11 protein-coding genes are annotated in these 14,165 nt (G+C 65.5%); 10 read left to right on the forward strand and 1 reads right to left on the reverse strand.

The features are described from left to right. Positions 1–7 precede the first annotated feature (7 nt). From gcvP to AB6724_RS06370, 10 genes are all read left to right on the forward strand, one after another. Positions 8–2,911 carry an aminomethyl-transferring glycine dehydrogenase gene (gene gcvP / locus AB6724_RS06325; RefSeq protein ID WP_369337655.1) on the forward strand — a complete coding sequence of 968 codons (2,904 nt, stop codon included), beginning with the start codon at positions 8–10 and terminating at the stop codon, positions 2,909–2,911. A gap of 138 nt (positions 2,912–3,049) precedes the next feature. Further along, on the forward strand, positions 3,050–5,224 hold the full coding sequence (locus tag AB6724_RS06330; RefSeq protein ID WP_369337656.1) for a PAS domain-containing hybrid sensor histidine kinase/response regulator: 2,175 nt from the start codon (positions 3,050–3,052) through the stop codon (positions 5,222–5,224). Further along, positions 5,221–5,886 carry an RluA family pseudouridine synthase gene (locus tag AB6724_RS06335; protein ID WP_369337657.1) on the forward strand — a complete coding sequence of 222 codons (666 nt, stop codon included), beginning with the start codon at positions 5,221–5,223 and terminating at the stop codon, positions 5,884–5,886. Before AB6724_RS06330 ends, AB6724_RS06335 begins: the two co-directional genes overlap by 4 nt. 325 nt (positions 5,887–6,211) lie before the next feature. Then, entirely contained in the window at positions 6,212–7,330 is a 1,119-nt protein-coding gene (locus AB6724_RS06340; RefSeq protein WP_369337658.1) for a branched-chain amino acid ABC transporter substrate-binding protein, read from the forward strand. Between the two features lie 101 nt (positions 7,331–7,431). After that, on the forward strand, positions 7,432–8,358 hold the full coding sequence (livH, locus tag AB6724_RS06345) for a high-affinity branched-chain amino acid ABC transporter permease LivH (protein WP_369337659.1): 927 nt from the start codon (positions 7,432–7,434) through the stop codon (positions 8,356–8,358). Further along, on the forward strand, positions 8,358–9,596 hold the full coding sequence (locus tag AB6724_RS06350) for a high-affinity branched-chain amino acid ABC transporter permease LivM (RefSeq protein WP_369337660.1): 1,239 nt from the start codon (positions 8,358–8,360) through the stop codon (positions 9,594–9,596). Before livH ends, AB6724_RS06350 begins: the two co-directional genes overlap by 1 nt. A 55-nt stretch (positions 9,597–9,651) precedes the next feature. Further along, positions 9,652–10,419: a high-affinity branched-chain amino acid ABC transporter ATP-binding protein LivG gene (livG, locus tag AB6724_RS06355; protein ID WP_369337661.1), complete on the forward strand. Its 768-nt coding sequence runs from the start codon at positions 9,652–9,654 to the stop codon at positions 10,417–10,419. Position 10,420: 1 nt separating this feature from the next. Continuing rightward, the gene (locus tag AB6724_RS06360; RefSeq protein WP_369337662.1) at positions 10,421–11,134 is read left to right on the forward strand and encodes an ABC transporter ATP-binding protein; all 714 of its coding nucleotides are present in this window, start codon (positions 10,421–10,423) and stop codon (positions 11,132–11,134) included. 88 nt (positions 11,135–11,222) lie between these two features. Next, positions 11,223–11,978, forward strand: a complete 756-nt coding sequence (locus AB6724_RS06365; RefSeq protein WP_369337663.1) for an SDR family NAD(P)-dependent oxidoreductase — start codon at positions 11,223–11,225, stop codon at positions 11,976–11,978. Positions 11,979–12,518: 540 nt separating this feature from the next. Further along, entirely contained in the window at positions 12,519–13,502 is a 984-nt protein-coding gene (locus AB6724_RS06370) for a Bug family tripartite tricarboxylate transporter substrate binding protein (protein ID WP_369337664.1), read from the forward strand. A 162-nt stretch (positions 13,503–13,664) separates the two neighbouring features. Here AB6724_RS06370 and AB6724_RS06375 read toward each other — a convergent pair whose 3' ends face one another. Then, positions 13,665–14,102 carry a universal stress protein gene (locus tag AB6724_RS06375; protein ID WP_369337712.1) on the reverse strand — a complete coding sequence of 146 codons (438 nt, stop codon included), beginning with the start codon at positions 14,100–14,102 and terminating at the stop codon, positions 13,665–13,667. Between the last annotated feature and the right edge of the window lie 63 nt (positions 14,103–14,165).

Below are 14,165 nucleotides of genomic sequence, written 5' to 3' on the forward strand. Positions count from 1 at the left end.
CCCTCCCATGCTGATGTCGCCCCCCGCTCCCGTCGCCTCGCTTGAATCGCTGGAAAACAGCGGCGAGTTCATTCCCCGCCACATCGGCCCCGACGCCGACGATGCCGCCAAAATGCTGGCCGCCATCGGCCAGCCCTCGCTGGATGCGCTGATCGACAAGGTCGTGCCGGCCTCCATTGCGCGCGCCAGGCCCATGGACCTGCCCGCCCCGGTGACCGAAGCCGCCGCGCTGGCCGAGCTGAAGACGATTGCCAGCAAGAACCAGGTCCTGAAAAGCTTTCTCGGCCAAGGCTATTACGGCACGCTCACGCCCGGCGTGATCCTGCGCAATGTGCTGGAGAACCCGGCCTGGTACACGGCTTACACCCCCTACCAGGCCGAGATCTCCCAGGGCCGCATGGAAGCGCTGATCAACTTCCAGACCATGGTCTGCGACCTGACCGGCATGCCCATCGCCAATGCCTCCATGCTCGACGAGGCCACGGCCGCCGCCGAAGCCATGACCCTGGCCAGACGCTCGGTCAAATCCAAGAGCCACCGCATCGTGCTGACCGGCGATGTGCATCCGCAGACCATTGAAGTCATACAGACCCGTGCCAAGCCCCTGGCGCTCGAGGTGCTGGTGGTCAATAGCAAAGAGGAATGGGAGGCCGCACTGGCGGGCGACTTCTTTGCGGCCCTCATCCAGTACCCGGCCTCCAGCGGCTGGATAGCGGACTGGAAGGCCGATGTCGAGGCCATACACGCCAAGCACGCGGCTGCGATCGTGGCGACCGATCTGCTGGCCCTGACCCTGCTCACGCCTCCGGGCGAATGGGGGGCCGATATCGTGGTCGGCAACAGCCAGCGCTTCGGCATGCCCATGGGTGCCGGCGGCCCGCACGCGGCCTTCATGGCCTGCCGCGACGAATACAAGCGCTCCCTGCCGGGCCGACTGGTCGGCGTCAGCGTCGATGCGCATGGCAAGCCTGCCTATCGCCTGGCGCTGCAGACGCGCGAGCAACACATACGTCGCGAAAAAGCCACCTCCAATATCTGCACCGCCCAGGTACTGCCGGCCGTGATCGCCAGCATGTACGCGGTCTATCACGGCCCGCAAGGCCTGAGCCGCATCGCCCAGCGGGTGGCTCGCTTCACGGCCATCCTGAGCCGCGGCCTGGCCCAGCTGGGCTTTGGCCAGCGCCACCACGGAACGGCTTTCGACACGCTGTGCCTGCACACCCAGGACGCCACTGATGCGCTAGTCGCCCGCGCACGGTCCAGAGGCGTGAACCTGCGCCAGGCCTGGAAGGAATACATCTGCATCAGCCTGGATGAAACCAGCACCCGCGCCGATGTGGAGCTGATCTGGAGCATCTTCGCCAAGGACGGCGCAGAGCTGCCCAGCGTGGAGGCCATGGATGAAGGCCCGACTTCGCTGATTCCCGAGAGCCTGCAGCGCAGCAGCCGCTATCTGGCCCACCCGGTCTTCAATACCCACCATTCCGAAACCGCCATGCTGCGCTATATACGCAGCCTCAGCGACAAGGACCTGGCGCTGGACCGCAGCATGATTCCGCTGGGCTCGTGCACCATGAAGCTCAACGCCACCAGCGAGATGATTCCCATCACCTGGCCCGGGTTTGCCGATGTCCACCCGTTCGCGCCGGCCGACCAGCTCCAGGGCTATGCCGAGCTGGACGCGCAGCTGCGCCGCTGGCTGTGCCAGGCCACGGGCTATGCGGGCATCAGCCTCCAGCCCAATGCCGGCTCCCAGGGCGAATACGCGGGTCTGCTGGCCATCAAGGCCTTTCACGACTCCAAGGGCCAGAGCCATCGCAATATCTGCCTGATCCCCAGCAGCGCCCATGGCACCAATCCGGCCTCGGCGCATATGGTGGGCCTGAAGGTCGTCGTCACCAAATGCGACGACAACGGCAATGTGGACCTGGACGACCTCCGGGCGCACTGCGAAAAGCACAGCGCCCACCTGGCTTGCGTCATGATCACCTACCCCAGCACGCACGGCGTGTTCGAGACCCAGGTGAAGCAGCTGTGCGAGCTGGTGCACAGCCATGGCGGCCGTGTCTATGTGGACGGCGCCAATATGAATGCGCTGGTCGGCCTGGCCGCGCCCGGAGAATTCGGTGGCGACGTCAGCCATCTGAATCTGCACAAGACCTTCTGCATTCCCCACGGTGGCGGCGGCCCCGGCGTGGGCCCCGTCTGCGTGGTCGAGGACCTCGTGCCTTTCCTGCCCGGCCATGCCACGGCCGGCATTGCGGGCCGGGTCGGCGCGGTCAGCGCCGCACCCCTGGGCAACGCGGCCGTGCTGCCCATCAGCTGGATGTATATCCGCATGATGGGCGAGCCAGGCCTGAAGCTGGCAACCGAAACAGCAATCCTCAATGCCAATTACATCAGCGCCCGCCTGCAGCCGCATTTCCCTACGCTGTACGCGGGCGAGCACGGTCATGTGGCCCATGAATGCATTCTGGACCTGCGCCAGTTCAAGGACAGCTGCGGCGTGATGGCCGAGGATGTGGCCAAACGCCTGATCGACTACGGCTTCCACGCACCCACGCTGTCCTTTCCCGTGCCCAACACCCTGATGGTGGAGCCCACCGAAAGCGAAAGCCTGTACGAGCTGGACCGCTTCATCGACGCCATGATCGCCATCCGCGGCGAGATTGCGGCGATCGAAGCCGGTGCGCTGCCGCGGGACGACAACCCACTCAAGAATGCGCCCCACACGGCCCAGGCCCTGCTGGCCGCGGACTGGACCCATGGCTACAGCCGCGAAGCCGCCGCCTACCCCTTACCCGCCCTGCGCCACACCAAGTACTGGAGCCCCGTGGGCCGGGTGGACAATGTCTACGGCGACCGCAATCTGTTCTGCAGCTGCGTTCCCATGGACGGCAACGAGGGCTAGGGGCTCCGGGTCCGGCAGCGCGGCCGCAGCGACGGCCGCCGCTGCTTGCGACCGGGTGCCGCGGCTTGTTGCCGGCAGCGTCCGCGCTTACACTGCGCGTGTTTCCCGCTTACCGGGCCTGCACCCCCCTATTGCCTCATGAGCAGCCCTGCCGCCGCCACACCCGATCCCGCCGAAGCCCTGGACATTCTCCCTTTGCACGCACTTCTGGCGCCGGGGACTGCGCCGCCGGCACTGGCCACCCAGATCCGCCCCATAGTCCCCGAGGACGACGATCCGCTGCAGGCTCTGGTCGCGGAGCTGCGCAACTACCAGCGCGAGCTGGAGCTGCAGAACGAGGTGCTCAATTACAGCCAGGCCGTGGCCGAAAGCGCCTCGGAGCGCTTCGAGACCCTGTTTGCCAGCATTCCGCTGCCGCTGCTGGTGGTGGATGAATACGATATGGTGGTCCAGGCCAACGCCATGGCCCACCGCGCGTTCCAGCCCACGGAAAAAGACCGGCTGCTGGTCAACTTCAAGCCCTTTGTCCATGCCCAGGACAAGGAACGCGTGCTCGAAGCCTTTGCCCTGGCCCAGGCCTCGGGCCGCGCCGAGCTTCACGAGGTGGCGTTCGACATCACCGAAGGCCATCAGCTCTGCGGCGACCTGCATGTGGCCGGCGTGGCCGTGCCCCAGCAAAGCGGGCCGCCTACCTGGCAATATCTGTGCGCCGTGGTCAATCAAGGCCCTTTGCTGGCCGAGCGCAAGGCGCTGCAGGAGCGCAACCAGCAGCTCTACGCCAGCGAGCGGAGGCTGGAATCCGTCATCAATTCGGCGCTGGACGCCATCATCTGCGTGGACAGAAACCAGCGCATCACCGTGTTCAACCCCACGGCAGCGGCCCTGTTCCTGTGCTCGCCGCAGGATGCGCTGGGCAGCCCGCTGGAGCGCTTTCTGCCCGACGCCTCGCGCGCGCTGGCCTTCGCGCAGCTGACCACCCAGGCCGTGCTCGGCGAGATGACGGGCATGACGGCCAGCGGCCATGACATACCGGTGGAGGTCAGCGTCTCCTTCGAGCACCACAGCAGCGGCGACACCACCACCATTTTTGCGCGCGACCTGACCAGCCGCAAACGCGCCGAAGCCCAGCGCGGGGCGCTGGAAAACCAGTTGCGCGAGTCGCACAAGATGCAGGCCGTGGGCACCATGGCCGGCGGCATTGCCCACGACTTCAACAATATCGTGGGCGCCATCCTGGGCAATGTGGAGCTGGCCAAGGCCGACTGCCTGGACAACCCCGCGGCGCTGGAAAGCCTGCGCGAGATCGAGAAAGCCGGTCGGCGGGCGCGGGATCTGGTGCGCCAGATCCTTACCTTCAGCCGCAACGACAAGCCCGAGCGCCGCCCCGTGCAGATACGCGAGGTCATGCTTGACACGGCCAGGCTGCTGCGCGTGTCGCTGCCCCCGGCCATAGAGCTGCAGGTGCACGAGCCCGATGCCGACCTGCCCCCGCTCATGGCCGACCCCACGCAGGTGGAGCAGGCGCTGTTCAACCTCTGCAACAACGCCATGCAGGCCCTGGGCGAGGAGCGCGGCAGCATCCAGATGAAGGCCCTGTGCGTGGCGCCCGACAGCTATCAGTGCGAGCGCATGGGCCTGCCGGTGGCCGAGTACATGGTCTTCATGGTCCAGGACTCGGGGCCCGGCATGGACGCGGCCACCCAGCGCCGCATCTTCGAGCCTTTCTTCACCACCAAGCCCGTGGGCCAGGGTACGGGCCTGGGCCTGGCCGTGGTCCATGGCGTGATGCGCACCCATGGCGGCGCCGTGGACGTGCACAGCGAACCCGGCCAGGGCAGCTGCTTCACGCTGTATTTCCCGCTCGGCGGCACGCCCGCGGAGGCCGCGCCTCCCTGCAGTGCCCCGCTGGCCGCGCCGCCCGCGGCGCAGCCGTCTGCCGCCGCGGCCGCACGCCATGTCATGTACGTGGACGACGATCAGGCCCTGGTCTTTCTCTTCCAGCGCCTGCTGCGCCGCCGCGGCTACCAGGTCAGCGGCTTCAATGATCCGCATGAGGCCGTGGCCGCGCTGCGCGAAAATCCCGCGCGCTTCGATCTGCTGGTCACCGACTACAACATGCCGGGCTTCAGCGGCGTCGATCTGCTGACCCAGGCCCTGCAGATCAATCCCGGTCTGCCCGTGGCCCTGGCCTCGGGCTATGTGACCGCGGAGATCGAGCAGGCGGCGCTGGCCGCCGGCGCCAAGGCCTTGATCCACAAACCCAATGACGTGCAGGAGTTCTGCGCCACGGTCCACGAGCTGCTGAACCCATGAACCAGCCCGTCTGCCACTACGAGGACGAGTCCCTGCTGGTGCTCGAAAAGCCAGCGGGCCTGCTGTGCGTTCCCGGCCGGGGCCCCGACAAGCAGGACTGTCTGAGTCTGCGCGCCCAGCAGCGCTGGCCCGATGCGCTCATCGTCCACCGGCTCGACCAGGCCACCTCGGGCCTGCTCATCATGGCGCGCAGCCTGGCCGTGCAGCGCCAGCTGAGCCAGGCCTTCGCCGACCGGCTGGTGCACAAGCGCTACATCGCCGTGGTCGCGGGCCGGCTGCAGGAGTCGCCGGAGAGCGCCGACGACCAGGGCTGGCAGCGGATAGACCTGCCCATAGCCGCCGACTGGGAACGGCGCCCGCTGCGCGTCATCGACCACGAGAACGGCAAGAGCAGCCAGACGCTGTGGCGGGTCCTCGCGCATCAGAGCGGGCCAGCGGGCCAGGCCTGCACGCGCGTGCTGCTCAGCCCCCTCACGGGCCGCACCCACCAGCTGCGCCTGCACATGGCAGCCCTGGGCCACGCCATGCTCGGGGATGCACTGTATGCGAGCGAAGCGCTGGCGCGCAGCACGCCGCGGCTGCTGCTGCATGCGGCAGCGCTGGAGTTTGCGCACCCGGTCAGCGGCCGGCCGCTGAAGCTGGAATCCGCGCCCGACTTTTAATCCGCGTCAAACCCGCGGCAGGCCCGGCACGCGCAAAGTTGCTGCGCTGCAACAAAAATAGCAGAAAAACCGTAACAACCTTGCCTGTCGCTGTGTTTTTATGCCTAGCCGCCGCCCGGCCGGATATTTCAAAAAGAAACACGGCTCAGCGCAGAGCCTTGCGGCGCAGGCTGCTATGCAGTGCGTAGCAAAAACCCAGGCCTCACGCCAGCCCCTGCATTCCCTGTTGCCACGGACCACCACTCGTTTAATCTGGCCTTCTTTTCGCGGCCCGTGCTTTGGCGCCGCGTTTCTCGAACGCTTACCGACTTTGAAGGAAGTCCACATGAACATTCCGTTCCGCATGCAGACCGTTGTTGCAGCCCTGGGCCTGGCCGGCGTCGCCCTGTTCTCCACAGCGCATGCCCAGATCAAGATCGCCATGGTGGTCCCCACGACCGGCCCGCTGACCCAGTACGGCGACATGGTCAAGGAAGGCGCGATGACCGCCGTCGAAATGGCCAATGCGGCCGGCGGCATCGGCGGCAAGAAGATCGAACTGGTGCCCGTGGACGATGCCTGCGAGCCCAAGCAGGGCCCCGTGGCCGCCAACCGCGTGGTCAACAGCAAGATCGGCTACGTGATCGGCCCCGTGTGCTCGGGCGCCTCGATCGCCGCCGCTCCCATCTACAACAACGAAGGCGTGGTGGTGGTGACCCCCTCCGCAACTTCGCCCGCGCTGACCGACGGCAAGAACTACCACTTCATCTTCCGCACCATCGGCCGCGATGACCAGCAAGGCCCTGCGGCCGCCAAGTTCATCATCGAGAAGATCAAGCCCAAGAAGGTTGCAGTGCTGCACGACAAGCAGTCCTATGGCCAGGGCATCGCCTCCTCGGTGCGTGACGACCTGAAGAAGGCCAACGTGCCCGTGGCCCTGTTCGAAGGCATCAATGCCGGCGACAGCGATTACTCCGCCGTGATCACCAAGCTCAAGAGCGCAGGCGTGGACTTCGTCTACTACGGCGGCTACCACCCCGAGATGGGCCTGCTGCTGCGCCAGGCTGCCGAGCAGGGCCTGAAGGTCAAGATGATGGGCCCCGAAGGCGTGGGCAACCCCGAAGTCAACGCCATTGCCGGCCCCGCCGTCGAAGGCATGCTGGTGACCCTGCCGGCCGACTTCGCCGCCAACCCCAAGAATGCTGCCGTGGTCAAGGCCTTCCAGGACAAGAAACGCAATGCTTCGGGCGCCTTCCAGCTGACCTCGTTCGCTGCCGCCCAGTCCCTGCTGGCCGCCATCAAGGCTGCTGGCGACAATCCCGCCAAGGTCGCCGACTGGATGCACAAGTCCAACGTCGACACCGTGCTGGGCCCCGTATCCTGGAACAAGCAGGGCGACCTGAATTCCTTCGACTTCCAGGTGTTCCAGTGGCATAAGGACGGCAGCAAGTCCATCGCCAAGTAATTCCACCACCGCCTTCCGGAGCGCGTATGGCCCAGGCCATAGGCCTCCGGATGCTTGCTATCTGGCCCTCGGGCCTTTTCCTGTTTAAACGGTGGCATTGCATGTCAGACTTTTTCCCTCAGCTGATACAACAGCTATTCAACGGGCTCTCACTCGGAGCCATTTACGCCCTGATCGCCATTGGCTACACCATGGTCTACGGCATCATCGGCATGATCAACTTCGCACACGGTGACATCTACATGATCGGGGCCTATATAGGCCTCGTCACGCTTTCGGCCGTCGGCACGCAAAGCGGCCTGCCGGTCTGGGCCATCATCGGCCTGATGCTGGTGGTGGCGGTCTTCGTCACCGGCGTCTACGGACTGGTGGTGGAACAGGTGGCCTACAAGCCCGTGCGGCAGAGCCCGCGCCTGGTGGCGCTGATCTCGGCCATCGGCATGTCCATCTTTCTGCAGAACTGGGTGGCCCTGGGCCAGGGCGCACGCGACATGGCCGTGCCCTCGCTGCTGCCCGGAGCCATCAACTTCAGCATGGGTGGTGGCTTCGAGGTCTTCGTGCCCTATACCCGCATCCTGATCATCGTGGTCACGGTGGTGCTGATGGTGCTGCTCACGCTCTACATCAAGCACTCACGCATGGGCCGCGCCTCGCGCGCCTGCGCTCAGGACATGCACATGGCCAATCTGCTGGGCATAGACACCAACAAGGTGATTTCCTTCACCTTCGTGCTGGGCGCCATGCTGGCCGCCGTGGGCGGCGTGCTGATCGCGCTGGCCGTGGGCAAGCTCAACCCCTTCATCGGCTTTCTGGCCGGCATCAAGGCCTTCACGGCCGCGGTGCTGGGCGGCATCGGCTCCATTCCCGGCGCCATGCTGGGCGGCGTGATCCTGGGCGTGGCGGAAACCTTTGCCGCCGCCTATATCTCCTCGGAATACAAGGACATCGTGGCCTTCGGCCTGCTGGTGACGATTCTGATGTTCCGCCCCACTGGCCTGCTGGGCAAACCTGAAGTGGAGAAGGTCTGATGAAGTACAGCTTTTCCTCCGCTTTGCGCGATGCTCTGATCGCCACGGTGATGACGGCCATCGTCGTCGCCCCCATCTTCAGCCTGCACCTGGAGCGCGCCGGAGTGCGCACCATCATCGTCCCCGACTGGCGCATGACGGCCTGGGCCTGCCTGGCGGTGTTTGTGGTGCAGATGCTCAAGCCGCTGCTCGCGGGCAAGCTGCCCAAGCCCAACCTGCCCGCCCTGCCCGAGGTGAAATCCAGCACCCGCCATGTGCTGATCTTCGTGGCACTGATGATGGCCGCCTCCTGGCCTTTCTTCGCGGGCCGCAATGCCGTGGACATCGCGACGCTGGCCCTGATCTACGTGATGCTGGGCCTGGGCCTGAACGTGGTCGTGGGTTTTGCGGGTCTGCTCGACCTGGGCTTCGTGGGCTTCTATGCCGTGGGTGCCTATACCTATGCGCTGCTGTTCCACTGGGCCGGCTGGAGCTTCTGGGAGGCGCTGCCGTTCGCGGGCCTGGCCTCGGCGACCTTCGGCTTTGTGCTGGGCTTTCCGGTGCTACGCCTGCGCGGCGACTACCTGGCCATTGTGACGCTGGGCTTCGGTGAAATCATCCGCCTGCTGCTGACCAATCTGACCAGCTTCACGGGCGGTCCCGACGGCATCTCCAGCATCCCCAAGCCCACGGCGCTGGGCCTGCCCATGACGCGCTCGCCGCTGACCGAAGGCGGAACCACCTTCCATCAGTTCCTGGGGCTGGAGTTCAACTCCATGCACACGGTGATCTTCGTCTATCTGATGGCGCTGCTGCTGGCCATGGTGACGCTGTTCATCAGCAGCCGCCTGATCCGCATGCCCATAGGCCGCGCCTGGGAGGCGCTGCGCGAAGACGAGATCGCCTGCCGCTCCCTGGGCCTGAACCCCATGAAGATCAAGCTCTCGGCCTTCACGCTGGGCGCCATGTTCGCAGGCTTCGGCGGCGCCTTCTTCGCGGCGCGCCAGGGCATCGTGAATCCCGAATCCTTCACCTTCATCGAGTCGGCCCTGATCCTGGCCATCGTGGTGCTGGGCGGCATGGGCTCCATGCTGGGCGTGATTGTTGCGGCCCTGATCCTGACCGTGCTGCCCGAGCTGGCACGCGAATTCTCGGAATACCGCATGCTGATCTTCGGCCTGGTCATGATTCTGATGATGATCTGGCGCCCTCAGGGCCTGCTGCCCGTGAAGCGCCGCCAAGTGAAGGTGCCCTCATGACACCCTGCTTTAACGCTCTCATTTTGATAACTACAACCACAAGCAGGACAGACGCATGAGCGATTATTTGCTAGAAGTCAACGACCTGTGCATGCGCTTCGGCGGCCTGCTGGCCGTGGACCATGTGGGCTTCAATGTGCGCCCGCAGGAAGTGTTTGCCATCATCGGCCCCAACGGCGCCGGCAAGACCACGGTGTTCAACTGCATCAGCGGTTTCTACCAGCCCTCGGCGGGCTCCATCGTTCTCGACGGACAAGGCATTGCGGGCCAGAGCAGCCACCAGGTCGCCAACCACGGCGTGGTGCGCACTTTCCAGAACGTGCGCCTGTTCAAGAACATGACGGTGCTCGAAAACCTGCTGGTCGCCCAGCACCGCCAGTCGCGCGCCACGCTGTTCGGCGGCCTGTTCAACACCCCCGGCTACCGCCGCGCCGAAGAGGAGAAGATCGAGAACGCGCTCAAATGGCTGGACGTCATGGGCCTGCGCTCCTTCGTCAACCGCGAGGCCGGCAACCTGGCCTACGGCCACCAGCGCCGCCTGGAGATCGCGCGCTGCATGATCACCAAGCCGCGCGTGCTCATGCTCGACGAGCCGGCCGCGGGTCTGAATCCGCAGGAGAAGAAAGACCTGCAGCATCTGATCGACGATCTGCGCAAGCAGTACGGCGTGGCCGTGCTGCTGATCGAGCACGATATGAGCCTGGTGATGGGCGTGTCCGAGCGCATTCTGGTCATGGAATATGGCAAGCCCATCGCCATGGGCCTGCCCGAGGCGATTCGCAACGATGAACGGGTCATCAAGGCCTATCTGGGAGAGGCCTGAGATGAGCCAGCATATGTTGCAACTGGAGCAGGTCTCCACCCATTACGGCGCCATCTGCGCGGTCAACCATGTGAGCCTGCACGTCAACCAGGGCGAGATCGTCACGCTGATCGGCAGCAACGGCGCGGGCAAGACCTCGCTGCTGATGACGGTGTGCGGCAACCCGCGCGCCAGCAGCGGCCGCATCGCCTTCGAAGGCGAGGACATCACCCAGATGTCCACCCACCACATCATGCGCCGCGGCATTGCCGTCTCGCCCGAAGGCCGCCGGGTCTTCAAGGACCTGACGGTGACCGAGAACCTGCAGATGGGCGGCTTCTTCCTGAACAAGACCGAGATTGCCGACGGCATAGAACATGTGTTCACACTGTTTCCGCGCCTCAAGGAGCGGGCCGCGCAGCGCTCGGGCACCATGTCGGGCGGCGAGCAGCAGATGCTGGCCATAGGCCGTGCGCTGATGAGCAAGCCGCGGCTGCTGCTGCTCGACGAACCCACGCTGGGCCTGGCGCCGCTGATCATCGCCCAGATCTTCGAGATCATCCAGACCATACGCGCGGCGGGCGTGACGGTGTTCCTCGTCGAGCAGAATGCCAACCGCGCGCTGCAGATCGCCGACCGCGGCTATGTGCTGGAAACCGGCAAGGTGGTGCTCGAAGACACGGGCGCCAATCTGCTGACCAATGATGCGGTGCGCAAGGCCTATCTCGGCCATTGAGCCGCCGGCGCGCTCCTGACGCCAGCCCCGGTCGATGCGAATCGCCCGGGGCTGTTTTTTTGTCACGAATCGCCCCTAAGATGCGCATATGACCAAGCATTTGACGATTCTGACGGGCGGCTCGCGCGGCATGGGACTGGCCATGGGCCAGCAGCTGCTGCAAAAAGGCCAGCATGTGCTGAGCATTGCGCGCAAGACCAGCCCCGAGCTGGCCACCTCTGCCGCCACGCCCCAGCAGCTGCTGCAATGGGAGCAGGACCTGGCACAGAGCGCCACCGCCGCCCAGCGCCTGGCGACCTGGCTGGGCACGCTCAAAAGCAGCGACTGGGCCAGCCTCACGCTGATCAACAACGCTGGCGTGATCCCGCAGATCGCGCCGCTGTCGCAGCTGCCCACGGCCGAGATGATCCACGCGCTGCGCGTGGGCCTCGAGGCCCCCATGGCCATGACCGCGGCATTTCTGGCCGCCACCGAGGGCTGGACCCCGCCGCGCAAGGTGCTCAACATCTCTTCGGGCCTGGGCCGCCGCGCCATGGCCTCCCAGGCCAGCTATTGCACGGCCAAGGCGGGCATGGATCAGTTCAGCAGCTGCGTGGCGCTCGAGGAAGCCGCCAAGCCCCATGGCGCGCGCATCGTCTCGCTGGCCCCGGGCGTGATCGACACCGAGATGCAGCTGCAGCTGCGCAGCGCGCACAGCGGCGACTTCCCCGATGTGGACCGTTTTGCCCAGCTGCATGCGGCGGGTCAGCTGACTTCGGCCCAGGATGCTGCCGCTCGCGTACTCGCCTGGCTGGACAGGCCCGACTTCGGCGCGCAGGTGGTGGCCGATGTGCGCCAGCCCTGAGCCGCGACCCATCACAAAACCATAGCTGCAGGCGCTTGTCCATCAAGTGCTTGCGGCGAATTTCCCTCGAAACACCCCGGCTCCGGCCGCAGGCCTGAGCTTGCGCCCCATCTTCCGAAATCCCGTGTCACTCGCTCTCGCGCGGGCATTGGCATGGCAGAATGGTTCGCCTGTTCCGAAGCTGCTCGACCGCGGCTTCGGCAGCGCAATCCGCGCCCGTGGGCCACATCGGCGGCGATACCTGATCGGAACGCCGCCCCAGTGCAAGTCTTTGCAGCCACCCTGCAAAACAGCGCGCGCGACTGCAGCCGGCCATGCCCGTACCGCATGGCGGCGGTCTCTTCGGTAAAGACAAATACCCTCTTGATGGCGGAACCATCGTCCCCGATCATCGAAACGCCCACCTTCCGTGACCCGGCCCCGGACTCAGGAGCGCTTTAGCTCTGCGGCCGACGGTCATCGGCGCCAACACCGGAGTGTTGCCACAAGCAATGCGCCAGTGCCGCCGCACACCCCATCCGTCTCTGGAGTTTCTTTTTCATGTTTCGCCAACTGATCACCTGCACCGCCATGCTTGCCACCGCAGGCCTGAGCTTTTCCGCCGCCGCTCAAAGTCCTGCCGCCGACTATCCCAACAAGGCCGTGCGCCTGATCGTGCCCTTCCCTCCCGGCGGTGGCACCGACATCCTCTCGCGCGTGATCTCCAACAAGCTCACCGAAGTCAGCCACTGGACCGTGGTGCCCGACAACCGCGCAGGCGCGGGCGGCACCATAGGCATCACCGAGGCCGTGAAGTCCGCGCCCACGGGCTACGATATGGTGATGGGCCAGAAGGACAATGTGGTCCTCGGCCCTTATCTGTACAAGAATCTGAGCTGGAACCCCACCAGGGACCTGACGCCCGTGGCCCATGTGGCCTACACCCCCATCGTGATCGCCACTGCGGCCAACTCGCCCTACAAGACCCTGGCCGACGTGATTGCCGCGGCCAAGAAGAACCCGGCCAAGATCACCTATGGCTCGCCGGGCAACGGCACCAGCATCCACCTGGCCGGCGTGATGCTGGAAAAGGCCGCGGGCATTGCGCTGACCCATGTGCCCTACAAGGGCTCCAACCCGGCCATGATGGACGCGCTGGCCGGCAATGTGGACCTGCTGGTGTCCTCCGTGCCCTCGGCCATCGCCCAGATCAAGTCCGGCAAGCTGCGCGCGATTGCCGTGACCTCGGCGGCCCGCTCCACTTCGCTGCCCGAAACGCCTACCCTGGCCGAATCCGGCCTCAAGGGCTTCAATGTGAGCACCTGGTATGGCATCTTCATGCCCAGGAACACGCCCACGCCCATCGTCAACAAGGTCAATGCCGAGGTGAACAAGCTGCTGGCCATGCCCGAGGTCAAGGAAGCCATCCTGACCCAGGGCGCCGAGCCCCAGGCCATGAGCGTGCAGGCCTTCGACAAATTCTTCCAGGCGGACTTCAAGGCCAACAAGGCCATCGTCGAGGCCTCCGGGGCGACGATTCAATAACCCCCTGAGCGGCTGCGCCGCTTCCCCCTGAAGGGGGACGGCATCTTCGCTGCGGGGCGGCCCTTGCTCGCTGCCCCTGGGTTGGGACATGCTTGTTTTGAGCATGGCATCCCAAAAAGAAAGACCTCCGGATGGAGGCCTTTTGCATGGAGGTGCAGCCTCTTATTCGCGCACGACCAGCACCGGGATCTTGACTGCACCCAGCACGCGCTGGGTGACGCTGCCCAGCACCAGCTTTTCGAGGCCGCGGCGGCCCTGGGAGCCCATGACGATGAGGTCGGCGCCCACGCTTTCCATGGTGCGCACGATGCCGTCATGGACCGCATGGCCCTCGCCCACGAGGGCGCTCACGTTGACGCCGGCCTGCTGCATGATGTCCTTGACGGCATCCAGGGCCGCATTGGCCTCGGCCGTGGCGGCGCTCAGATACTGGGACTGGCCGTAGGCGAAGTCCGCCCCCACGCCGGTGAAAGGGTAGGGATCGACCACATAGACCGCCGTGACGGCGCTGCCGAACACCTTGGCCAGTTCGGCCGCCTTGCGGGCCGCGAGCAGCGAGGGTTTGGAGCCGTCGATGGGAACCAGGATGTGATTGAACATGGTCATGTGCTTCTCCTTCATGCTTGGCAGCGCTGGTTCACGCAGCCGCCGCCGTTTCGATGC

Origin of the sequence: Comamonas guangdongensis (assembly GCF_041079535.1) — a bacterium.
Classification (GTDB): domain Bacteria; phylum Pseudomonadota; class Gammaproteobacteria; order Burkholderiales; family Burkholderiaceae_C; genus Comamonas; species Comamonas guangdongensis.

Excerpts from the sequence above, each read along its gene's own strand:
- AB6724_RS06350 (WP_369337660.1), top strand. The coding sequence starts at position 8,358 with ATGAAGTACAGCTTTTCCTCCGCTTTGCGCGATGCTCTGATCGCCACG.
- AB6724_RS06335 (WP_369337657.1), top strand. The coding sequence starts at position 5,221 with ATGAACCAGCCCGTCTGCCACTACGAGGACGAGTCCCTGCTGGTGCTC.
- livH (WP_369337659.1), top strand. The coding sequence starts at position 7,432 with ATGTCAGACTTTTTCCCTCAGCTGATACAACAGCTATTCAACGGGCTC.
- livG (WP_369337661.1), top strand. The coding sequence starts at position 9,652 with ATGAGCGATTATTTGCTAGAAGTCAACGACCTGTGCATGCGCTTCGGC.
- AB6724_RS06340 (WP_369337658.1), top strand. The coding sequence starts at position 6,212 with ATGAACATTCCGTTCCGCATGCAGACCGTTGTTGCAGCCCTGGGCCTG.
- AB6724_RS06365 (WP_369337663.1), top strand. The coding sequence starts at position 11,223 with ATGACCAAGCATTTGACGATTCTGACGGGCGGCTCGCGCGGCATGGGA.
- AB6724_RS06375 (WP_369337712.1), bottom strand. The coding sequence starts at position 14,102 with ATGTTCAATCACATCCTGGTTCCCATCGACGGCTCCAAACCCTCGCTG.
- AB6724_RS06330 (WP_369337656.1), top strand. The coding sequence starts at position 3,050 with ATGAGCAGCCCTGCCGCCGCCACACCCGATCCCGCCGAAGCCCTGGAC.
- AB6724_RS06360 (WP_369337662.1), top strand. The coding sequence starts at position 10,421 with ATGAGCCAGCATATGTTGCAACTGGAGCAGGTCTCCACCCATTACGGC.
- gcvP (WP_369337655.1), top strand. The coding sequence starts at position 8 with ATGCTGATGTCGCCCCCCGCTCCCGTCGCCTCGCTTGAATCGCTGGAA.
- AB6724_RS06370 (WP_369337664.1), top strand. The coding sequence starts at position 12,519 with ATGTTTCGCCAACTGATCACCTGCACCGCCATGCTTGCCACCGCAGGC.